The sequence below is a fragment of the Pseudomonas sp. TH32 genome, from assembly GCF_016650855.1.
In the GTDB taxonomy this organism is placed as follows: Bacteria; Pseudomonadota; Gammaproteobacteria; order Pseudomonadales; family Pseudomonadaceae; genus Aquipseudomonas.
This window is the reverse complement of sequence record NZ_JAEKFA010000002.1, coordinates 3,517,114-3,538,659: the sequence shown is the minus strand read 5'-3', so window position 1 is coordinate 3,538,659 and position 21,546 is coordinate 3,517,114. Positions and strand designations below refer to the sequence as shown.

20 protein-coding genes, 4 tRNA genes and 1 pseudogene are annotated in these 21,546 nt (G+C 62.0%); 14 read left to right on the top strand and 11 right to left on the bottom strand.

What is annotated here, in order from left to right; all coding sequences use genetic code 11:
* The first annotated feature begins 15 nt into the window (after positions 1–15).
* From JFV30_RS19680 to JFV30_RS19660, 5 genes are all read left to right on the top strand, one after another.
* Positions 16–459 carry a hotdog fold thioesterase gene (locus JFV30_RS19680; protein WP_010166324.1) on the top strand — a complete coding sequence of 148 codons (444 nt, stop codon included), beginning with the start codon at positions 16–18 and terminating at the stop codon, positions 457–459.
* Between the two features lie 98 nt (positions 460–557).
* Positions 558–1,367, top strand: coding sequence for an alpha/beta fold hydrolase (locus JFV30_RS19675; RefSeq protein WP_010166326.1), 810 nt, complete (start codon positions 558–560; stop codon positions 1,365–1,367).
* Positions 1,364–2,218: an alpha/beta hydrolase gene (locus JFV30_RS19670; RefSeq protein WP_201124980.1), complete on the top strand. Its 855-nt coding sequence runs from the start codon at positions 1,364–1,366 to the stop codon at positions 2,216–2,218. The genes JFV30_RS19675 and JFV30_RS19670 overlap by 4 nt, the downstream gene beginning before the upstream one ends.
* A gap of 102 nt (positions 2,219–2,320) precedes the next feature.
* Positions 2,321–3,139 (top strand): DUF4892 domain-containing protein, encoded by an 819-nt coding sequence (locus JFV30_RS19665; RefSeq protein WP_201124979.1) that lies wholly within the window; start codon positions 2,321–2,323, stop codon positions 3,137–3,139.
* A gap of 73 nt (positions 3,140–3,212) precedes the next feature.
* Positions 3,213–4,277 (top strand): AI-2E family transporter, encoded by a 1,065-nt coding sequence (locus tag JFV30_RS19660; RefSeq protein ID WP_010166331.1) that lies wholly within the window; start codon positions 3,213–3,215, stop codon positions 4,275–4,277.
* Positions 4,278–4,303: 26 nt separating this feature from the next.
* Here the strand turns inward: JFV30_RS19660 and JFV30_RS19655 are convergent, their stop codons facing one another.
* Together JFV30_RS19655 and JFV30_RS19650 are read right to left on the bottom strand one after the other, a co-directional pair.
* The gene (locus tag JFV30_RS19655) at positions 4,304–5,341 is read right to left on the bottom strand and encodes a sensor histidine kinase (RefSeq protein ID WP_010166333.1); all 1,038 of its coding nucleotides are present in this window, start codon (positions 5,339–5,341) and stop codon (positions 4,304–4,306) included.
* Positions 5,341–6,105, bottom strand: a complete 765-nt coding sequence (locus JFV30_RS19650; RefSeq protein WP_201126221.1) for a response regulator — start codon at positions 6,103–6,105, stop codon at positions 5,341–5,343. Before JFV30_RS19650 ends, JFV30_RS19655 begins: the two co-directional genes overlap by 1 nt.
* 290 nt (positions 6,106–6,395) lie before the next feature.
* Between JFV30_RS19650 and pyrF the strand changes: the two genes are divergently transcribed.
* Positions 6,396–7,094: an orotidine-5'-phosphate decarboxylase gene (gene pyrF, locus JFV30_RS19645; protein WP_201124978.1), complete on the top strand. Its 699-nt coding sequence runs from the start codon at positions 6,396–6,398 to the stop codon at positions 7,092–7,094.
* 140 nt (positions 7,095–7,234) lie between these two features.
* Here pyrF and JFV30_RS19640 read toward each other — a convergent pair whose 3' ends face one another.
* Positions 7,235–8,242 (bottom strand): NADP-dependent oxidoreductase, encoded by a 1,008-nt coding sequence (locus tag JFV30_RS19640; RefSeq protein WP_076015253.1) that lies wholly within the window; start codon positions 8,240–8,242, stop codon positions 7,235–7,237.
* A gap of 227 nt (positions 8,243–8,469) precedes the next feature.
* Between JFV30_RS19640 and JFV30_RS19635 the strand changes: the two genes are divergently transcribed.
* From JFV30_RS19635 to JFV30_RS33690, 4 genes and pseudogenes are all read left to right on the top strand, one after another.
* Positions 8,470–9,231, top strand: a complete 762-nt coding sequence (locus JFV30_RS19635) for an SDR family oxidoreductase (protein WP_003217185.1) — start codon at positions 8,470–8,472, stop codon at positions 9,229–9,231.
* A gap of 203 nt (positions 9,232–9,434) precedes the next feature.
* On the top strand, positions 9,435–10,859 hold the full coding sequence (locus JFV30_RS19630; protein WP_201124977.1) for an aminotransferase-like domain-containing protein: 1,425 nt from the start codon (positions 9,435–9,437) through the stop codon (positions 10,857–10,859).
* Between the two features lie 115 nt (positions 10,860–10,974).
* Positions 10,975–12,081, top strand: a pseudogene (locus JFV30_RS33695) (HAMP domain-containing protein); the annotation flags it as partial.
* A complete protein-coding gene (locus tag JFV30_RS33690) occupies positions 12,061–12,942 on the top strand; it encodes a methyl-accepting chemotaxis protein (protein WP_446739877.1) in 882 nt (293 codons plus the stop codon). The pseudogene JFV30_RS33695 and the gene JFV30_RS33690, both read left to right, overlap by 21 nt.
* A 36-nt stretch (positions 12,943–12,978) precedes the next feature.
* Here the strand turns inward: JFV30_RS33690 and JFV30_RS19620 are convergent, their stop codons facing one another.
* Positions 12,979–13,791, bottom strand: a complete 813-nt coding sequence (locus JFV30_RS19620) for an alpha/beta fold hydrolase (protein WP_169385903.1) — start codon at positions 13,789–13,791, stop codon at positions 12,979–12,981.
* A 124-nt stretch (positions 13,792–13,915) separates the two neighbouring features.
* The gene (locus tag JFV30_RS19615) at positions 13,916–14,686 is read right to left on the bottom strand and encodes a hypothetical protein (RefSeq protein WP_010166348.1); all 771 of its coding nucleotides are present in this window, start codon (positions 14,684–14,686) and stop codon (positions 13,916–13,918) included.
* A gap of 358 nt (positions 14,687–15,044) precedes the next feature.
* On the opposite strand from JFV30_RS19615, the gene JFV30_RS19610 reads away from it, so the two are divergent.
* The 4 genes from JFV30_RS19610 to JFV30_RS19595 all read left to right on the top strand — a co-directional run bounded on the left by JFV30_RS19610 (position 15,045) and on the right by JFV30_RS19595 (position 15,458).
* A tRNA-Glu gene (locus tag JFV30_RS19610) sits at positions 15,045–15,120 on the top strand.
* A 3-nt stretch (positions 15,121–15,123) separates the two neighbouring features.
* Positions 15,124–15,199 (top strand) — tRNA-Gly (locus JFV30_RS19605).
* Between the two features lie 104 nt (positions 15,200–15,303).
* Positions 15,304–15,379 (top strand) — tRNA-Glu (locus JFV30_RS19600).
* 3 nt (positions 15,380–15,382) lie between these two features.
* Positions 15,383–15,458: transfer RNA gene (locus tag JFV30_RS19595), tRNA-Gly, on the top strand.
* A 99-nt stretch (positions 15,459–15,557) separates the two neighbouring features.
* On the opposite strand, the gene JFV30_RS19590 is transcribed toward JFV30_RS19595, so the two are convergent.
* From JFV30_RS19590 to JFV30_RS19565, 6 genes are all read right to left on the bottom strand, one after another.
* Positions 15,558–16,103, bottom strand: a complete 546-nt coding sequence (locus tag JFV30_RS19590) for a hypothetical protein (RefSeq protein WP_169385901.1) — start codon at positions 16,101–16,103, stop codon at positions 15,558–15,560.
* Positions 16,100–16,426, bottom strand: a complete 327-nt coding sequence (locus JFV30_RS19585; RefSeq protein WP_201124975.1) for a hypothetical protein — start codon at positions 16,424–16,426, stop codon at positions 16,100–16,102. The genes JFV30_RS19590 and JFV30_RS19585 overlap by 4 nt, the downstream gene beginning before the upstream one ends.
* 131 nt (positions 16,427–16,557) lie before the next feature.
* The gene (locus JFV30_RS19580; RefSeq protein ID WP_201124974.1) at positions 16,558–17,775 is read right to left on the bottom strand and encodes a phospholipase D-like domain-containing protein; all 1,218 of its coding nucleotides are present in this window, start codon (positions 17,773–17,775) and stop codon (positions 16,558–16,560) included.
* A 57-nt stretch (positions 17,776–17,832) separates the two neighbouring features.
* A complete protein-coding gene (locus JFV30_RS19575) occupies positions 17,833–18,480 on the bottom strand; it encodes a MotA/TolQ/ExbB proton channel family protein (RefSeq protein WP_010166356.1) in 648 nt (215 codons plus the stop codon).
* Between the two features lie 25 nt (positions 18,481–18,505).
* Complete coding sequence (locus JFV30_RS19570; RefSeq protein ID WP_010166358.1) at positions 18,506–20,788, bottom strand: TonB-dependent receptor; 2,283 nt, start codon at positions 20,786–20,788, stop codon at positions 18,506–18,508.
* A 24-nt stretch (positions 20,789–20,812) separates the two neighbouring features.
* The gene (locus tag JFV30_RS19565) at positions 20,813–21,544 is read right to left on the bottom strand and encodes an energy transducer TonB family protein (RefSeq protein WP_201124973.1); all 732 of its coding nucleotides are present in this window, start codon (positions 21,542–21,544) and stop codon (positions 20,813–20,815) included.
* Positions 21,545–21,546: the final 2 nt, after the last annotated feature.

The following is a 21,546-nucleotide window of genomic DNA, read 5'->3' as shown; positions in this document are numbered from 1 at the left end:
AATAAGGACTGATCAATGAGCCTGTGGCGCACCCAACCCAATATCGAACAACTCAATGCGATCCAGAAAAACACCATTGGTGAAGTGCTGGATATTCGCTTTGAAAGCGCTGACGACGAGTCCCTGACCGCCAGCATGGTGATCGACCACCGCACCCATCAACCCTACGGCCTGCTGCACGGCGGCGCGTCGGTGGTGCTGGCGGAAACCGTGGGCTCCATGGCCAGTTACCTGTGCATCGACGCCAGCAAGTTCTACTGCGTGGGCCTGGAAATCAACGCCAACCACCTGCGCGGTTTGCGCAGCGGGCGGGTGACGGCGGTGGCCAAGCCGATTCACATCGGGCGCACCACCCATGTGTGGGATATCCGCCTGACCAGCGATGAAGGCAAGGCCAGCTGCGTATCGCGCCTGACCATGGCGGTGGTGCCGCTGGGCGAGAACCCGCCGGCGCGATAGGCATGGCGTGAGTGTCATCATTCCTGGCAGTTACAGTCATTGCCGTGACTGCCCGGTCTGGGGAGAATCAACGCTCTGTTTACGGTGATGGATCAGGTATGTCGCAGCACGTGTTTTTTGCTCACGCCAATGGCTTCCCTTCGGCGACCTACGGCAAATTGTTTGCCGCCCTGGCCCCGGAGTACGCCGTCGCGCATTTGCCGCAGCACGGCCACGACCCCCGGTTTCCGGTGGATGACAACTGGCAGAACCTGGTGGACGAACTGATCCACCACCTTGAACAACAGCCGGAGCCGGTGTGGGGTGTGGGCCATTCATTGGGTGGCGTGCTGCACCTGCACGCGGCCATGCGCTGCCCGCAGTTGTATCGCGGGGTGGTGATGCTTGATTCGCCGGTACTCACCCTGGCCGATCGCTGGGTGATTCGCGCGGCCAAGCGCTTTGGCTTTATCGACCGGCTGACCCCGGCGGGTCGCACCCTCGGCCGTCGTGAAGAGTTCGCCGACCTTGCGGCAGCGCGCCAGTACTTTGCCGGCAAAACCCTGTTTCGCGGTTTTGATCCCGAATGTTTCGATGCTTACCTGCAACATGGCCTGGAGCCGGTGGGTGATCGCCTGCGCCTGCGGTTTGATCCGGCCACCGAAATCAGCATCTACCGTGGCGTGCCCCACACCAGCCCAGGCCAGGTCCGGCAATTGAAGGTGCCGCTGGCGGTGGTGCGCGGCCGCCAGAGCCGGGTGGTGATGCGTCACCATGCCAGCGGCGTGGGGCGCATGCCCATGGGCGAAATGCTGACCATGCCCGGCGGCCACATGTTTCCCCTTGAGCGCCCCCAGGACACCGCGACCTTGATCAAAAACCTGTTTACCCGTTGGGAAGCCCGCCAGCGCGAGCGCAGTTGCGCATGACCGCGCCCGTCGAAGAAGTCCGCCTGGCCCTGCCGCACATCGAGTTGGCGGCGCATCTGTTTGGCCCCGAAGACGGCCTGCCGGTCATCGCCTTGCATGGCTGGCTGGACAACGCCAACAGCTTTGCGCGCCTGGCGCCGAAGCTTGATGGCCTGCGCATTGTCGCCCTGGACATGGCCGGCCATGGTCACTCGGCCCATCGACCCGTCGGTGCGGGTTATTCCCTGTGGGATTACGTCCACGATGTGCTGCAAGTGGCCGAACAACTGGGCTGGAAACGTTTTGCATTACTTGGTCACTCCCTCGGCGCCATCGTTTCCCTGGTGTTGGCCGGTGCCTTGCCGGAGCGGGTGACGCACCTGGGATTGATCGATGGCGTGATCCCGCCGACCGGCACTGCCGATAACGCCGCCGAACGTCTTGGGATGGCGTTGCAGGCGCAACTGGCCCTGCAAGACAAGCGCAAACCGGTGTACAGCACCCTTGATCGTGCGGTGGAAGCGCGGATGAAAGGCGTGGTGGCAGTCAGTCGCGAAGCAGCGGAATTGCTGGCCCAGCGTGGCCTTATGCCGGTGCCGGGCGGTTACACCTGGCGCAGTGACAGCCGTCTGACCCTGGCTTCCCCCATGCGTCTGACAGAAGAACAGGCGATGGCCTTCGTGCGCCGGGTCGGCTGTCCGACACAACTGGTGGTCGCCGAAGACGGCATGCTGGCGAAACATTCCGAATTGCTTTCCGGGCTTCCGTTCCAGGTGACTACCTTGCCCGGTGGCCATCATTTGCACCTGAATGACGAGCCGGGCGCTACCCTTGTTGCAGACTGTTTCAATCGGTTCTTCTCCACGCCTTGACTTGGCGGGGTCAACTGCCGAGGCTGGGCGGATCGAAAGGGAGTCAACCATGAACGATCTCAGCACCGCAGCGCACCCCAATGGCCAGGGCGCACTGATCCGATGAGTATGCCGAAGGGATTTATCCGTATTCTGGGGCTGTGCTGTTTCAGCCCGCTGGTGTTCGCCGCCGACGTACCGGGTAGCCAGGACTTGCCCGCCGTGGCCCGTCAGGTCGACGCGCAGATCGTCGACTACCGCCCCGCCGAAGAAAAAGAACGCATCTACCCGCTGGGCTCGATCCGCAAGATCAGCGGCAAGCTGCGCTATGAAGGCCAGGCCACCGCCCGTGGGCTGAATACGGCCATTACCTACGAACTGCCTGCCGAACACACCTCCAGCGCCGCCTTTACCGCCACCCGTGAGGCCTTGCAGGCCCAGGGCGCGCAATTGCTGTTCTGGTGCCAGGCCCGGGATTGCGGCGAAAGCAGCCTGTGGGCCAACGAAGTGTTTGGCAACGCCAAGCTGGTAGGCGCCGATGGTCAACAGGAATACCTGTTGCTGCGCCTGGCGGCGCCTCAGGACAATTCCCTGGTCGCGCTGTACGGCATCACCCGGGGCAACCGTCGGGCGTATCTGCATGTGGAGCAACTGGACGCCAGCGCACCGCTGGGCGACTTGCTGCCGACTTCCGCCACGCTGCTGCGGGAGCTGAAAAGCACCGGCGAGCTGGACTTCCCCAAGCTCGGCGCCGAACCTGACGCCACCTGGCTCACCCTGATTTCCCGTGGATTGAACCTGGACGCCACCTTGCGGGTCAGTTTGACCGGGCCTACCGCTGAGGCATGGCGCCAGGGCTTGATCGATCAGGGCGTACGCGCGGCCCGCCTGGAAACCGGCACCGCCGAAGCCAAGGGTTTGCACCTGCATCTGATACGCTGACCGTTCCAGGGCGAACGGACCCGTGCCGTTCGCCTAAGCTCTTCCTCTTACAGACTTCTTTTCGAGAAACCACATGCTCAATAACGATCGCCTGCTGGTGCAAATCCTGCTGCTGGTGTTGTTCGGTGCCAGCTTCTGGGTGATGGCGCCGTTCTGGTCGGCGCTGTTCTGGGGCGCGGTGCTGGCGTTTGCCAGTTGGCCGGTGATGCGTTTGCTCACCCGCTGGCTGGGCGGGCGTGAGTCCCTGGCTGCCGGAATCCTGACCCTGGTCTGGATGCTGTTGGTGGCGTTGCCGCTGGTATGGCTGGGCTTTAACCTCGCAGATCATGTGCGCGATGCCGTGGGCCTGATCAAGGATATTCAGGTGGATGGTTTGCCCGAAGCGCCGGCCTGGCTTGGCTCCATCCCTTTTGTCGGCGAGCGGTTGGTGGCGATGTGGGACAGCATCGACCAGCAAGGCGCGGCGCTGATGGTCACCCTCAAGCCGTACCTGGGGCAGGTGGGTAACTGGTTGCTGGCCCGCAGTGCGCAGATCGGCGGCGGGATTCTGGAGCTGACCCTGAGCCTGGTGTTCGTGTTCTTTTTCTACCGTGACGGGCCGCGACTGGCGATGTTTGTGCATCGCTTGCTGGAGCGCTTGATCGGCGAACGTGCCGGTTATTACATCGAACTGGTGGCGGGCACCGTGCAACGCGTGGTGAATGGCGTGATCGGTACGGCGGCTGCCCAGGCGGTGCTGGCGCTGATTGGCTTCCTGATTGCCGGGGTGCCGGGGGCACTGGTGCTGGGCATCGTGACGTTCCTGCTGAGCCTGATTCCCATGGGGCCGCCATTGGTGTGGATTCCCGCCACGGCCTGGCTGGCGTGGAAGGGCGACTACACCTACGCCGTGTTCCTCGGGGTGTGGGGCACGTTCATCATCAGTGGCGTGGACAACGTGCTCAAGCCGTACCTGATCAGCCGTGGCGGCAACCTGCCGCTGGTGATTGTGCTGTTGGGGGTGTTTGGCGGGTTGATCGCCTTCGGTTTTATCGGCCTGTTTATCGGCCCGACATTGCTGGCAGTGGCGTATAGCCTGTTGACGGACTGGAGCGCCAGCCAGGCTCAGGTGCGGCGGGAAGATAAAGCCGAACAATAAGGGGAAACAGGGCGCAGGAATGATACCTACGCCCTCGGCAACCACATCACCGCCGTCAGGCCACCGCCTGGCGTTTCCTCCAGGCTCAGCCGTCCACCGAGGCGCTCAACCGCCTCCTTGGAAATGGTCATCCCCAACCCCACGCCGCCGGAATTACGGTTGCGTGAGCCTTCCAGCCGATAAAACGGCTCAAACACCGCTTCACGTTTATCCGCCGCAATTCCGGGACCATGGTCGATCACCTTGACCACCAGCGCCTGCGGGGTGTCCGCCAGTTCGATGCGCGCCGTGCCGGCATAGCGCAGGGCGTTGTCGATCAGGTTGTTCAGGCACGAACGCAGGGCCATCGGCTGCACCTGCAGCGGCGCGCATTCACCGCTGCATTGCACGTCGGAGCCGCGGTCCTGGGCGTTTTCACTCAGGGACTCCACCAGCGCCTGAACGTCCAGCCAATGCCGGGTTTCGCTGGTGCGCTGCTCGTGGAGGTAGCTCAGGGTGGCGTCGAGCATGCCGATCATGTCGTCCAGGTCCTGGCGCATCTGGCCCTGCAGCTTGGTGTCTTCGATCTGTTCCAGGCGCAGCTTGAGCCGTGACAGCGGTGTGCGCAGGTCATGGGACACCGCGCCGAGCATGCGGGCGCGCTGGGTGACCTGTTCTCGGATGCGCTTTTGCATCAGGTTAAAGGTCGACGCTGCCTGCCGTGCTTCCCTTGGGCCGGACTCGTTCAGCGGCGGGCTGTCGAGGTCCAGGCTCAGGCGCTCGGCCGCGGCGCTCAGGCGCTGGATCGGCCGGCTGAGCAGCTTGGCGCCATACCAGGCCGCAATGATCAGCGAAAAGAACTGGAAGGTCAGCGGCACCACCGGCCCGCCGAACCAGGAGCGGCGATGCTCCTTGGGCATGGGCGTCAGGGTGCCGTCCGGTTGCTCGATGAACGTCTCGTGGGGCGGTGGCGGCGGCGGGCCGTAGTGGTGAAACCAGAAAAATGCCAGCACGTGGGCCAGCACAATAGCCACCAGCAACACACCGAACAGCCGCCCGAACAGGGTGTTGAAGGCGTTGCGCATCAGCCGATATCCCGGGCGTCGAACAGGTAGCCTTCACCGCGTACGGTCTTGATCAGTTGCGGCGCCTTGGGGTCATCCCCGAGTTTTTGGCGCAGGCGCGAGACCAGCAAGTCGATGCTGCGATCAAAGGCTTCAATGGAACGACCGCGGGCCGCATCCAGCAGTTGTTCGCGGCTCAGCACCCGGCGCGGGCGCTCGATAAATACCCATAGCAAACGGAACTCGGCGTTGGACAGCGGCACCACCAGGCCATCGTCGGCCACCAGTTGGCGCAGTACGCTGTTGAGGCGCCAGTTGTCGAAGCGGATGTTCGCCCGTTGCTCGGTGCGGTCGTCCCGCACCCGACGCAGGATCGTCTGGATGCGCGCCACCAGCTCGCGGGGCTCGAAGGGCTTGGACATGTAGTCGTCGGCCCCCAGTTCGAGGCCGATGATGCGGTCGGTGGGTTCGCAGCGGGCGGTGAGCATCAGGATCGGAATGTCCGATTCAGCCCGCAGCCAGCGGCACAGCGACAGGCCGTCTTCACCCGGCAGCATCAGGTCGAGCACTATCACGTCGAAGGTTTCGGCTTGCATGGCCTGGCGCATGGCCGCGCCATCGGTCACGCCGCTGGCGAGAATATTGAAGCGCGCCAGGTAATCGATCAGCAGTTCGCGGATCGGCACGTCGTCGTCGACGATCAGTGCGCGGGTGTTCCAGCGCTTGTCTTCACCCACAAGCGAGCCTTTTTGATCGTCATTCAGCACAGGAGTCAGGGTTTGCATGGTGCGATCATCTACCTGGTGGGCCGCCGGGCCGAAGGTCGGCGGCGAGGTTGTTGCGTTCAGCATAGGCGCCCAGCCCCGGGGCTGGAAGTTCTGTACGGTGGTTCACGTGTGCGAGGCTAGTCTTCGGGGGTGTTGCAGGCATGTCGGGAATGTATCTGTTTTGACACAATTGCCCGGGAGCCCGCAATCTGGCGGGTAAATCGCGAATTACCGATCATCGGATCCCGCAAACCCGCCGCTTGCGCTACAATCCGCGCCGATTTCGACTTGCCTGAGAGCCCATTCCAATGTCCGTCTGCCAGACTCCTATCATCGTCGCCCTGGATTACCCCACTCGTGACGCCGCACTGAAGCTGGCTGACCAGTTGGACCCCACGCTTTGCCGGGTCAAGGTCGGCAAGGAACTGTTCACCAGTTGCGCCGCAGAAATTGTCGGCACCTTGCGTGACAAGGGCTTCGAGGTGTTCCTCGACCTGAAATTCCACGACATTCCCAACACTACTGCGATGGCGGTCAAGGCCGCCGCCGAAATGGGCGTGTGGATGGTCAATGTGCACTGCTCCGGCGGTTTACGCATGATGGCTGCGTGCCGTGAAGTGCTCGATCAGCGCGCGGGCCCCAAGCCGCTGCTGATTGGCGTGACCGTGCTGACCAGCATGGAACGTGAAGACCTGGCCGGCATCGGCCTGGACATCGAGCCACAGGAACAAGTGCTGCGCCTTGCCGCCCTGGCGCAAAAGGCCGGCCTGGACGGCCTGGTGTGCTCGGCGCTGGAAGCCCAGGCGCTGAAGACCGCCCACCCGTCGCTGCAACTGGTGACCCCGGGGATTCGCCCGGCGGGCAGCGCCCAGGACGACCAGCGTCGCATCCTGACCCCGCGCCAGGCCCTGGATGCCGGTTCCGATTACCTGGTGATCGGTCGCCCGATCAGCCAGGCGGCCGACCCGGCCAAGGCGCTGGCGGCGGTGGTTGCCGAGATCGCCTGAAACCCGGCGCGGTAAAAAATGCGGGAGCCGGGCTTGCCCGCGATGCAGACGACTCGGTGTTTCTGTGACACCAAGGCGATGCGATCGCGGGCTAGCCCGGCTCCCACATTGATAGTGCCCACAGAACGATCTGCGGTGTGTCAGCTGACTTTCAACACCAACTTCCCAAAGTTCTCGCCGTTGAACAGTTTCATCAACGTTTCCGGGAACGTCTCCAGCCCTTCGACGATATCTTCCTTGCTCTTGAGCTTGCCCTGAGCCATCCAGCCGGCCATCTCCTGCCCGGCAGCGGCGAAGTTCGCTGCGTGGTCCATCACCACAAACCCTTCCATGCGCGCACGATTGACCAGCAATGACAGGTAATTGGCCGGCCCTTTGACGGCTTCCTTGTTGTTGTACTGGCTGATGGCACCGCAAATCACCACGCGGGCTTTCAACGCCAGGCGGCTGAGCACGGCATCAAGGATGTCACCGCCAACGTTATCGAAATACACGTCCACGCCCTTTGGGCACTCGCGCTTGAGGCCGGCGTGCACGTCTTCGTTCTTGTAGTCGATGGCTGCATCAAAACCCAGCTCATCCACCAGGAATTTGCATTTGTCGGCACCGCCGGCAATGCCCACCACGCGGCAGCCTTTGATCTTGGCAATTTGCCCGGCAATGCTGCCCACCGCACCCGCCGCGCCGGAAATCACCACCGTGTCGCCGGCCTTGGGCGCGCCGGTGTCCAGCAGGGCGAAGTAGGCGGTCATGCCGGTCATCCCCAGCGCCGACAAATAGCGTGGCAACGGTGCCAGTTTCGGGTCGACCTTGTAGAAACCCCTCGGCTCGCCGAGGAAGTAATCCTGCACGCCGAGGGCGCCGTTGACGTAGTCACCCACGGCAAATTTCGGGTTGTTCGAGGCGATGACCTTGCCTACGCCCAAGGCGCGCATGACTTCGCCGATACCCACCGGCGGAATGTAGGATTTGCCCTCGTTCATCCAGCCACGCATGGCCGGGTCCAGGGACAGGTATTCGTTGTGCACCAGCACCTGCCCGTCCTGGGGCGTGCCCACCGGTACTTCCTGGTAGGTGAAGGTGTCCCGCGTGGCAGCGCCGACCGGGCGTTTGGCGAGCAGGAATTGGCGGTTGGTCTGGGCAGTCATGGCAGGGACTCTTGAGAAGTGGACCTTGAGTGATAGACCCTTAAGGCCGCACCGGCAAGGTCCGGGGCACCTGCGAATGCCCGTCGATCCACTGTGATGATAGTGAGGCTGGTGGCGTTATCACTGCGGCTCATGGTTCGCCAACCGGGCGTTTGATAGTGCTGACGCGCCCGTCATCGCTCTGGCTAGACTGAGTTCATCCAGCATCCCCATCGAAGGACATCCCCATGAGCATGACGTTTTCCGGCCAGGTCGCCCTGGTGACCGGTGCAGCCGCCGGCATTGGCCGCGCCACTGCACTGGCATTCGCCGCTGAAGGCTTGAAAGTCGTAGTCGCCGACCTGGACGTGGCGGGCGGCGAGGGCACCGTCGCGCTGATTCATCAGGCCGGTGGCGAGGCAGTGTTTGTGCGTTGCAATGTCACTCTTGAGGCGGATGTGCAGCAGTTGATGCAGCAGACCGTGGCCACCTATGGCCGGCTGGACTATGCCTTCAACAACGCCGGGATCGAGATCGAAAAGGGCAAGTTGGCCGACGGCAGCCTGGACGAGTTCGACGCAATCATGGGCGTCAACGTCAAGGGCGTGTGGTTGTGCATGAAGTACCAATTGCCGTTGCTGCTGGCCCAGGGCGGCGGCGCCATCGTCAATACCGCGTCGGTGGCCGGCCTTGGGGCGGCGCCGAAGATGAGCATCTATGCCGCGTCCAAGCACGCGGTGATCGGCCTGACCAAGTCGGCGGCGATCGAGTACGCGAAAAAGAAAATCCGCGTCAACGCGGTGTGCCCGGCCGTGATCGACACCGATATGTTCCGCCGGGCCTATGAAGCCGACCCGCGCAAAGCTGAATTTGCCGCCGCCATGCACCCGGTCGGGCGTATTGGCAAGGTCGAGGAAATCGCCAGTGCGGTGCTTTATTTGTGCAGCGACGGCGCCGCATTTACCACGGGCCAGGCCTTGGCGGTAGACGGTGGTGCGACCGCTATTTAGGAACTGACGCTGATGCCATTCAGAAAAGCGTTGGAGGCGCTGTGGGGCTTTTCCGCAGGTGGCCAGATGCCTTGGCTGAATGTGTATCAGCAGGTAAATAATTCAATTAAATCAATGATTTAATAAGAAATGGCCACGGCTGTCGCCGAGCTTCTGTGCTTAACTGGTTTGGGTTAAATGACAACAGTTTAAGTGAGTGGCTCATGGATTTAGGGATCGATCGACAAGCCCTTGTACCGGTAGTGCAGCAAATCGTCAGCGCGTTGGCCGCCTGGATTCGCGAAAGCGGGGTCAGCCCCGGGACGCGGTTGCCCTCGGTTCGGCAACTGGCCCACGAGAACCTGCTCAGCCAGTCCAGCGTCATCGAAGCGCTCGAGCGGATGGTTGCCCAAGGCGTGCTGGCCTCACGGCAAGGCGCGGGTTTCTTTGTGGCCCAGCCACCTGCCGAACGCGGCCTGAGCAGCGAAAACCCATGGTATGAAGGCGCCGAGTCGGGGTGGGGCACTTTCATCGATAATCAACTGGGTGAATTGAAACTGGGCTGCGGCTGGCTGCCGGACACCTGGCGCGAGAGCGATGACATCAGCTACGCGATTCGTGAAGTCACCCGCACCGATACCGCCGCCGTCTTCAACTACAGTACGCCGCTGGGGCTACCGGCCCTGCGTGAACAACTGCTCAAGCGTCTGTCCCACATCCACGTGGCGACCCGGGTCGACCATATCCTGACCACCCAGGGCGCGAGCCACGCCCAGGACCTGCTGATCCGTACGCTGCTCAAGGCTGGCGACACCGTTGTGGTGGAAAGCCCGGGGTACGGCAACCTGTACCGGCAACTGGCCTTTCACGGGGTCAAACTGCTGGAAGTGCCGCGCACGCGCGGCGGCCCGGACATGCCTGCACTCGAGGCGCTGTTACGCGGGCATCGGCCCAAGTGCGTGTTCATCAACAGCCTGTATCACAACCCCACTGGCACCAGCCTGTCCCTGGCGGTGGCCGAGCACTTGTTGCAATTGGCCCATTCCCAGAACTTCTTCATTGTCGAGGAAGACATCTATGGCGATCTGCAACCTGCCACTTGCACCCGGCTGTCGGCCTTGCCCCACGAGGACCGGGTGATCTATATCTCCAGTTTCTCCAAGACCCTCAGCAGTGCCCTGCGCGTGGGGTATCTCACGGCCAGTGGGGCGATCATCGCGCAACTGGTCAGGGTCAAGACCTTGACCGGCATCGGCACGTCGCGGTTTGCCGAGGCGGTGGTGGCCACCTTGCTGGCTAATGGCACCTACCGCAAGTGGGTGCAACGCCTGCGGCGGCGCCTGAGCACGGAAATGGCCATGACCCTGCAGGTGCTGGAAGACGAGGAGTGGGAGGTGTTTGCGGCGCCGGCGGGTGGCATGTTTGTGTGGGCACGTCCTGGGATGGGCGACCGTTCGACGCTGCAGGCAAGGGCTCGTCGGCTGGGGGTGTTGCTGTCGCCGGGGGCGCTTTTCAGCCCGACGGGCGAACACAGTGACTGGCTGCGCATCAACGTGGCCTATGCTGCTGATCAACGTGCCCTCGCGTTGTTCAGGGCGATGGGCCCAGCAGGATCGACCTCTACCATTCTGAAAACGACGAGGATGTAGCTTTTTGCCATTATTGTGGCGCCAAACTCTTGTGTTCAGTGCCCCGGGGTTGCGAATCTCGCTGCATCGAAACCGGGCTTGATGGCATTCGCCATTGCAAGAGGACTCAAGTGCAATGATTTCTGCCGCGCAACGACGTTTTGCCAACCTCGGTATGGCAAAGAAACTGGGCTTGGGCTTTGCCTTGGTGTTGCTGTTGACGGCGCTCGTGGCCGCGATTGGCGTGTGGTCGCTGCAAACCGTCGGCCAGCGTTTCGAGGGCCTTAAAGCCATGTCTGCGCTCAACAGCGGCCTGCTCAAGGTGCGCCTGATCGAGCAGGACTACGCGCTGCATGCTGACCCCAAGTCGGTAGACGCCTTGCACGAAAGCGTCGACGCGTTGGCCGCCCAGGCGGTGATTCTCAAGGGCCAGTCGCCCGCCAATGTCCCGGTGATGAATGATGTCGAGCAGGCGCTGGCGGCCTATCGCAAGGCGTTCGACGGGTTTGTCGAACTGACCCAGACCAAGGACCTGGCGTTGGAAATGGCCAGTTGGTCGGTCTCCAGTGTGGCCAACAACCTCGATGTGTTGCAGGCCGGCCTGGCGGACGACGGCGCCTATGGCCTCAAGGAAAGCCAGGGCAAGGAAGGCGCGGAATTTATCGAGCAGGCCGGGCAGGTCAGCCAGGTCTCGCGCCTGATGCTGCAAGCCATGAACGAAGCGCACGTGCGCCTGGATCAAAGCCGCAAGGGCGACGACGAGAACGCCGAGCAAGGCAAGATCGAGCAGGCTGACCAGGCCCTGACTCAGGTTGAACAGCTGAAAACCACGGTCAAGGACCCCGGCTATCAAACCGTGTTGAACGAAGTGTCAGGGCATATCGCGGCCTTCAGCGAAAAACTCGGCGAGTACACCGGCCTGCTGGCCCAGGAAAAGGTGGTCTACAAGCAGTTGCACGAGCGTGCCGCCGAGGTGGTGACCCGGGTCAACCAGGCGTATGACGCAGAAGACCTGTCGATGCAGGCGCAGTTGAAGAAAAGCGCGCTGCTGATCATTGGCTCTTCAGCCCTGGCCTTGCTGGTCGGGCTGATTGCCGCATGGATCATTACCCGGTTGATCGTCGCCCCGCTGCGCAGCGTGATTGCAGTAGCCCAGCAGATTGCTGCCGGTGACCTCAGTGGTCGCATGGAGGTCAGCCGTCGGGATGAAATGGGGCAGTTGATGCTTGCGATGCAGCAAATGAGCGGTGGCCTGAGCAGCATGGTCAGCGGGTTGCAGGCGGGTATCGAACAACTGGCCAGTTCCGCTCATTTGCTGTCCAGCGTGACCGAGCAGACCAACGTCGAGGTCAGCAATCAGAAGGAAGAGACCGAGCAGGTTGCGACGGCGATGAACCAGATGACCGCCACCGTGCACGATGTGGCGCGCAACGCCGAGGAAGCGGCCCAGGCTGCGCAGACGGCGGATGACAAAGTCGACAGCGGCCAGCAGGTGGTGCGCCAGAGTTTGCAGCGTATCGAGTTGCTGGCCAGTTCGGCCGCCTCTGCCAGTACCAGCATCGAAAGCCTGAGTGCGGAAATCCAGAATATCGGCACCGTGCTCGAGGTGATCAAAAGCGTGGCCGAGCAAACCAACCTGCTGGCCCTGAATGCGGCCATCGAGGCGGCGCGGGCGGGTGAGCAGGGCCGTGGTTTTGCGGTGGTGGCCGATGAGGTACGGGCGCTGGCCAAGCGTACCCAGCAATCCACCGAGGAAATCGAGCGGCTGGTCAGCACCCTGCGCAGCGCGGCGCAGTCTTCGGTGCAGCAGATCAAACAGAGCGGCGAGCTGGTCAAGCTGGCGGTCAGTGATGCCCTGGAAACGGAAAGCGCCCTGGGCAGCATTGCGGCAGCGGTGTCGTTGATCCAGCAGATGAACCAGCAGATTGCCGCGGCGGCGGAAGAGCAAAGCTCGGTGGCCGAGGAAATCAATCGCAGCGTCACCAGCATCCGTGCGAGTGCCGATCAATCGGCGTTGAGCATGCAGGGCAATGCGGCGTCGAGCATTGAGCTGGCGCAGTTGGGCACGGAGCTTAAAGGGATGGTCGGGCACTTCCGCCTTTGACCACCGCGCGCCTGCGGTGATCAAAGGGCAGGGAGGTCAGGCGTGGTTGGCGAGGAAGGTCAGCAGGGCTTCATTGACGAAGTCCGGGTTTTCCCGGCTGGAGATATGCCCGGCGTCCGGGATCAACGTCAGTGTGCAGCCGATCAAGGCCGCCATTTCTTCTGACTCGGCCGGTGGGCGTGGCTTGTCTTGCTCCCCGCACATCACCAGGGTGGTGTCGGCGTCGAGGCGCGAAAGCTGTTCCAGCACATCCGCGCGGCTGAAGATAATCCGGCCCAGGGGCACGATGCTTTGCAGCAGGCGCTCTTTGGGGAAGGCTTTCAGTGTGTTGCGAAAGTCCTGATACAGGGCCGATTCCCGGTCGATGCCGGGGCGGAAGAAGATCGGTGCAACCACATCCAGCAGCGGTTCCGGAATGGCGCCGGCGTCTTCGATCATCTTGAACAGCGAAAAATAGTACTGGCGAGTGGCTTCCGGCTCGGCGCCCAGGTGCGTGTCCATCAGCGCCAGGCTGTTGACCCGCTCGGGTGCGAGCAGCGCCAGGCGTGCGCCCCACATGCCGCCGACCGACAAACCCACGAGGTTGACCTGGGCGATGTCCAGATGATCCAGCAGGGCCAGGTTCTGGCGCGCGAGGTCGTCCAGGGATGCGGTGTTTGCAGGCAGCGGGCCGGACTCGCCGTGGCCCCATAACTCGGGGACGATCACCCGGTACTGTTGCGAAAGGGCTTCGATCTGCGGTGCCCACATCTGGCTGTCCCACAGATAGCTGGAACCGAGGAGAACGGCCGGGCCGGTGCCCTGGTCGAGGTAGTGCAGCGGTTGTCCATCGATAAGCGCGACAGGCATGGCAAAGCCCTTTTCGTTAACGGAGAGAGGGGGCCTTTTTTACGCTATTCATGGGGCGGGGGATAGGTGCAGAGTGATGGCATGTGGTGAGTGGGCTTGCCCCGCTCACCACACTGGCAGGGGATCAGTCGTAGATGACTTTCTTTTTCCAGTCCGCATCTGCATCGACCACTTTCAGGCCTTCGGTCAATTCATTGACCTCGTCTTCAGCCGGCTGGATGTTGGTCAGCACCATGGAGTTTGCGCGCGCGAGTTGTTTCTCCAGCAGTTGCAGTTGCTGGCTATACACCACCGGCTCCGGCTGCTTGCGCAGGTATTGCACGCCGCGCTCGAACGCCAGGCGTGCCTGGCCCGGCTGGCCCTGTTGCAGCGCGTGCTGGCCCAGGTTGTTGAAGAACTCGATGTGCAGCAGCACCAGGATATGGCGGATTTCCTTGATCCAGTGCTTGGCTTCATTGGTCGGCAGGAAACCGTCCTGGGCCGCGCGGGTCACCTGGCCATGCAAGGCTTCCAGCAGGAAGCGCACATCCTTGGCCTTGGCTTCGGTCTGGATCGGGGCCGGCGGGTTGTTCACCGGGATCGATTCGCCCTGGGCCACCAGCGCGTTGAGTTCGGTGATACGTGCCTTGAGGGCGGCGTTGGACCTGTCGAGGTTCAGCAGGCGCTGGTTGACGTTGAGCTCCAGGCGGGTCAGCAGCAACTTGAGTCGCGGCGTCATCAGCTGGCCTGGGAACGTCTCGGTGATTTCACCGCAGCGACGCAGCCGGTCATTGAGTTCGATCCGGGTCCGGTTCTTTTCCAGCTTATTGTTTTCCACCACGTGGTTCATGTAGCCAATGGCGATCAGTATTACGATCCCGGCTATTACCAGCAGGGTGATCATGAGTGGTGTCACCGGTGTGACCTCTTTATAGGGTTTGCGTTGAAGTGTAGTGACTGGGGCACTGGCCGGATAGGACTGAGCGACCAGTTGCGTCAGTAGTTTCTTCTATATAGCTGGGCAGTCCCTGCGTAGATGCACATTGCCATCATTTGCTGTGGCGAACTATAGCGCCTTGTCGAACGCCAGAATATAGGCGTCAAAGCCTGGACGGCGAGAAACCCTTGCAACCCCCGTAAACCACGGCGAAGTCATTGATTTAAATAAATTTATCCTTGGGGGTTGACGACCTCCCAATCCATCCATAGAATGCGCGCCACTTACAGCGTAAAGCACACAGCGAAACGCGGTAGGGAGTGAATGTTGTACGTGTGTCCCCTTCGTCTAGTGGCCTAGGACACCGCCCTTTCACGGCGGTAACAGGGGTTCGAGTCCCCTAGGGGACGCCATATGCGGGAATAGCTCAGTTGGTAGAGCACGACCTTGCCAAGGTCGGGGTCGCGAGTTCGAGTCTCGTTTCCCGCTCCAAATTTAAGCAGTGTTGCTCTCGGGCGGCACTGAGTGAAACCAGGGCGTAATCTTCGGATTTAATCTCTGGGCACTGAAATACACACCATGTGTTTCAGTAGCGTGTCCCCTTCGTCTAGTGGCCTAGGACACCGCCCTTTCACGGCGGTAACAGGGGTTCGAGTCCCCTAGGGGACGCCATTTGCGGGAATAGCTCAGTTGGTAGAGCACGACCTTGCCAAGGTCGGGGTCGCGAGTTCGAGTCTCGTTTCCCGCTCCATATTTAACGAAAACGCCGATCAGCAATGATCGGCGTTTTTGTTTGTGGATTTTTTATGGGTCGGGGCGCAACGCCTCGACCCACGTCGCACCTGAATCCCTAGAAGTTATCCATCGCGTGGCACATCGACAGCCTTCCCGACGGCGTCGGTTCAATCGGACTCCATCGTTCGGCACCCTTCGGCAGTTCCGCCAGCTCGAACGCACAACTGCGGGACAGGGATGCGCGCACCATGTAATCCATGCCGGGCTTGGGGATAAAGGTCATGGTGTTGAAACATTGCCGCCCAACGTTCGGTAACCCAAGGTAATGAAAGGCGATGGGCGTGTTTGCCGGGATCACCAGTTCGGACGACACTGCACCGTCCCACGTATAAATCGGCCCCGGCATACCCAGGCTTGCGCCATTGCGATCGGCGAAGCCGGATTTGGCGGACACCATCACGCCGGCGCCCGGCACATTCCAGTCCAGGCAATCACGTCCGGGCACCGCGCGCACCATGCCGTCACTGATAATGCGCAAGCGCGCCGTCTCGGCGGACGGCGGCGCGGTATAAGCGGTGTTGAGGGAGCGGACGTTATACACCTGGCCACAGCCGGTGAGCAGTATCAGGAGCAGGGCGGGGGCAACCCGTAACGCCCTCATGACGGGCGGCAGTTCTGGCTGGGCGACAACTGCGGCGCCGGTTCAAAGCGCACTTGTTGCAGGCCGTCGGCGCCCTGGAAGATGAAGTACTTGGAGCGGCAATCCTTGAACATCGCCGAATACCCCTCGGCCCGGAATCCCTTCCCGTCGACTTGCCTGGTCACCGTATTGTTGCGGCTGACCACGGCAAGCACGTGCTCATAGCTGTCGCCCATCTTCACCCCCGGTTCACCGGTGGTGGTCATCGAGTTGGCGCAGCCGCCGAGCCCGAGGGCCGCCCAAGCCAGCGCGGCACCGCACAGTCCATTGCGTGTGTTGTTCATTCCCTGCTCTCCATCCCTGAGTATTGATCGGCGAATATGCAGTGTTGGTCAGCGTAACGGCGGAAAAGTGCAACATTCATATCTGGCAATGTGACATTGCCCGCAAAGTCATGCCGTTTGCGGGCAAGGGTTCAAGGTTTGCCCGGATGCGGCTGCGGGTACTCGCTTGTCACTTCCAGCGCTTTGGCATACGGCCCATCCCACAGCTGTTCGTGTAAATCTCCCACGCGCTTGGCCATTGCTTCACTGCGCATCACCACTTCCAGATTGCGCGAGTTATCGAAATAACCCCCCAGCCAGTTACTGGTGCCCACCCACGCCACTTGCCCGTCAATCTCCATGGTCTTGCTGTGAATCACCCGCGCATAAGGAATGAACCCTTGCTTGGCCTCGGGCAGGGTGACGATCTTGACCTCGACATTCGGCAGCACTGCCAGGCTTTTCAGGTACGGCAATTCCAGCGCTTCGGTGTTCCAGTTGGACACCATCAACTTGATCGACACCCCGCGCGCCGCCGCTGCACGCAACGCGTTGTCGATCACCGCATAGTAAGGCCGGGTTCTGTCGGGCCCGTAGGACAGGGGCGCGTAGTCCAGCAGTTGCACCCGCACTTCCTTTTTCGCCTCGCCGAGCAGGCGCGGCAGTTCCAGTTGTGAATCGCCCACGCCAGGCGGGTTGTAACGCTGGGGACTGGCTACCAGATAGTTGCCGGTGCGCGCAGGTAGAGCCCCTGCGGCGGGCAAGGCGACGGGTTTGTTATCGGTCAGCGCCGCCTGGGCCTGCCAATCCTGGTCAAAGATCGCCTGGGTCTGGGCGACGACGTTGGCATCACTGATCAGCAGCCCGGTTTCGTGGATATGCTCCAGCGAGCGCCAGTCGAAGTTCTGGCTGCCGATAAACGCCTGCTTGCCGTCCACCGCCATGTATTTGGCGTGGATGATCCCGCCGCTCAGCTTGCCGTAGGGCAGGATGCGGAAGGTCAGGTTGGGAATGGCTTTCAGGCGTTCCAGGGTGGAAGCTTCCGACAGCCGCACGCCTTTTTCTTCCAGCAGGAAGCGAATTTTCACCCCGCGTTTGCCGGCGGCCTCCAGGTGTTCAATCACCGTGTCCATCACCGAGCCAGGATGGTCCGCCGCGTAAAACTGGCCGATGTCGATGCGACTTTTCGCGCCGTCGAACAGCCCGATCCACACGGGGCCGGGTTGGCGCAGGTCCGCCGTTCCCAATTGTGTGTCCACCGGCACGGTGTGCACCAACTCAAACCCCGGAATTGAAAAGTCCGCCTGGGCAAGCGGACTGAGGAGCAGGCCTGCGAGGCCGGCGATACGTAGCTTCAGCGATATGGACATAGGCGTCTCATCGGGCAAAAAGGAAGGGCGGGCGCAAACGGCGCCCGCCCTGAAAGGTCACGCAGTGCGGCTATGCAGTGGGGTCGGCACCAGGTGCGGCACTTCACCTTGTACGCGGGCACCGGTTGCGGCGCGGATCAGCAGGATTTTCAGCTGGTCGTTGATGCGTTCCAGGCTGTCCTGGAAGAAGTTGTGGAACACCACGCAGAACAGGGCGATGGCAATACCCAGGCCGGTGGCGAACAAGGCCGTACCGATACCACCGGAAATCTGGCCCGGGTCGGACACGCCGGCACTGGCCAGCGCCTTGAAGGTGTCGATGATGCCGAGGATGGTGCCCAGCAGGCCAAGCAGCGGTGCAGCGGTGGTGATGGTTTCGATGATCCACAGGCTGCGGGACAGCGGCGCGCGGGTCTTGAGGTACTGGGTTTCGATTTCGTCGTCCAGGTCTTTGCGCGAACCATGGGAAGCCTTCTGCGCGAGGATCGGCAGCACCATGCTCAGCGGCAGGCTGTCGCGGCGGGTCAGGTTTTCCGGCAGGTCGCGTTCGCTGTGCACGTTGGCGCCGAGCACTTCAGTCAGCGCGCGGGCCTGGCGACGCACGTAGGCGAAGTAGATGCCCCGTTCGATGGTGATAAAGATCGCAATCGCCAGCGCGGCGTACATCACATAAAAGGTAATTTGGTGAAGCAGGTTCATGTCCATGAGTGTTTTCCTCTCAGGTGATTAATCAGAAATTCGCTTCCAGGGAAACCGTGACGGTACGGTCCAGGCCAACGATGTAAGCCGGGTCGCCATCGCGGAAACCGCTGTAGCTCGCCGAGTTGGTCTTGGTGGTGTACACGCCGTCCAGGTACTTCTTGTCGAACAGGTTGTCGACGTTCAGGCGCAGGGTTGCGTCCTTGACCACTTTTTTGTCCACCGGCAGGTAGATACCGGCGCCGAGGTTGAAAATCGTGCGGGCGGAGATGGCTTCGTCGTTGGTCAGGTCGCCGTAGAGCTTGCTGGTGAACTTGCCGCCGAAAGTGCCGTAGAAGCGCCCGTCGTCATACCCGATGTTCGCTGCGAGCATGTTGGTCGGCACGTTGGCGAACTGCTTGCCGCTGGTGGGCAATACGATCGGCTTGCCGGCGCTGTAGACGGTCAGGTCATCCTGCTGCTTGGAACTGGTGTAGGTGTAGGAGGTGTAGTAGTTGAAGTTGTGCGGCAGCTTGCCGCTCCACTCCAGCTCCAGGCCTTTGTTGATGACGGTGCCGGCGTTGATATCGGCGGAATCACCGTTGCTGTCCAGGGAGGTGAGCTGGCGATTCTTGAACTGCATGTAGAACAGCGTGGCGGCGAGGGTGCTGTCTTCGCCGGTGTAGCGCCAGCCCAGTTCCTGGTTCCAGCTGAGTTCCGGCTTGGAGTCGAGGGAGCCGACGCCTTTGTCGTACAGCACGTAGTTTTGCGGAATACGCATGTTGCGCGACAGGCTGTAGAACAACTGGTCACGCTCGTCGAGCTGGTATTTCAGGCCGGCGTTGGGCAGTAATTTGTTGTAGGTCTGGCTGGCCTTGCCCGGTTGTTCGGTGAGGCTGCCGTGGTTGGTGCCGTCACGCTCGACGTTCATGTAGGCGATACCGGCAATCAGCGTCCAGTCCGAGTTGATGTACCAGGTGTCCTGGGTCCAGACTTTTTGCGCCGGGGTGACGGTGTAGCGGTCGCGACCCTGCACGGTGTTGCCGTTGGCGTCGACCACGGAGTTGCCGTCCGGCCAGGTGTCGCTCGGCTTGCCATTGTTCTTGAGGGCAATGAACGGCTGGGTCTGGCTTTGGCGGGCGCGTTCGTACCAGTAGCCGAATTGCAGGCTGTGGTCGCCCAGGTCCCAGTTCAGCTTGGTGGTGATGCCCGGGCGCCAGGTCTGGGTGCGCGAAGGGCGGTAGTAGACGCCGGTGGTCGAGGAGCCGTCGGCGTTGTATTGGGCCTGCGTCGGCAGGTTGCCGAGGTCGAAAACGCCGCCTTTGTTCGAGCCACTGTTCAGCGCATAGGCGGAGGAGCCCACGCCGCTGCCGTTACCGTAGTAGTAATACGGGATCACCGAGAGGGACAGGTTGTCGCTCAGCTTGTACTGGGTGTTGAGCACGGCGGTGAAGGTCTGGAACGGGTTCTGTGCCAGGTCGTAGTAGCTGCTGACCTTGCCGTTGGCACCCACTGCCGGTGTCGCCGGGTACGGGTCGTACTTGCGGCCGTACTGCTGGAACTGGGCCTTGGTCAACTGGCTGTAACTGTTGTTGTCCTGCTCGTGGTACTTGAGGATCAGGTTGGCGGTGTTGCCGTTGCCGGCGTCGAAGAAGCTGTTCCACTCCACCTTGTCGGCACGCACGGCACCCGAGCCGCGCCACATCTGGCCTTCCGTGTGGGAGGCCGACAGCCAGTTACTCAGGCCGTTGACTTCACCGGTGTTGAGGCGGGCAAAGGTCTTGCGGGTGGCGTTGCTGCCGACCACTTGCTTGACGAAGGCACCGGTTTCCTTGGTGGGGCGAATGGTCACGATGCCGATGTTGCCGCCGCTGGAACCGATGTGCGGGCCGTCGGCTTCCGACGAGCCTTGGGTTACGAAGATCTGGTCGATGTTTTCCGGGTCGCCCAACAGGTTGGAGTACAGCGCGTAGTTGCCGGAGTCGTTGATCGGCATGCCGTCCACCGACATGCCCACCTGGTCGGAGTTCATGCCGCGCATGGTGAAGCGGAAACCCGAGAGGCCGGTGTTGTCTTCACTGGAGATGTTCAGGCCCGGGGTGTACTTGAGCTTGTCGATCGCGTTGCCGGTGGCGGTCTGTTTGTCCAACGCTTCCTTGGTGATGGTCGAGCGGCCCTTCGCGCTCTCTTCCTGGACCATGTAACCGCCCCCCGCGGTTGCCTTGCCCTGTACCCCAATGGTCCCGACGTCACTGTCGCTGGTGTCTGCCATGACCACTCCATGGGTCATGCTCGTCGCGGCAACGAGTGCCAGATGAATCCGGGTGAACTTCATCACTGTCGTCCTGGTGGTGTGTGCTTATTGCACGCTGTAGTTGAAGGTGGCGGTGAAGCGCTGCTCGTTACGTCCACCGAAGGCTTGTTCGGGGAACGGTTTCACCTGCTTGATACGGCGCAGGCTGTTGGTGGCGGCCCGGTTGAGCAGCATGCTCGGCGCCGGGGTCTGGATCCCGGAGTCGAGGACGCGGCCTTGGCGGTCCACCATTAACCAGACCACCACCTCGCCACTCGGGCGTTCGAGGGACGCCTGGCGCCCGGTGGGGTATTGCTTGTACGTGTCCAGCTCGTTGCGCAAACCCTTGAGGTAACCGCCTTCCAGTGCCTGGCCATCGACTTTTGGCGGCGCTGGTGGCGCGGCGGGTGCCGGTGCAGGGGCAGGAGCGGCTTGCACAGGCTTGGCGGCGACCGGGGCTGGCGCAGGCGTTGGTGTGGGCTTGGCGGCCACCGGCTTGGGCACGGGTTTTGGCTTGGGCTCAGGTTTTGGGAGTGGTTTTGGCACCGGCTTGGGCGGTGGAGGCGGCGGGGCTGGCTCGGCCTCTTCGTCTTCGATTACCGGCGGCGGAGGTTCTTCAACCACGGGCTCGGGGACCACTTCCGGCTCGGGCTCGACCAGGGCGAGTTCAACCGCCGACTCGTCGTACTGCGGCTGGATTTTCAGGGGTTGGGACTGGATACCCAGTGCAATCAGCACCAGGGCGATCAGGGCCGGGACACTGCCCAGCAGCCGACGCGCACGAAACAAGGCATACATGA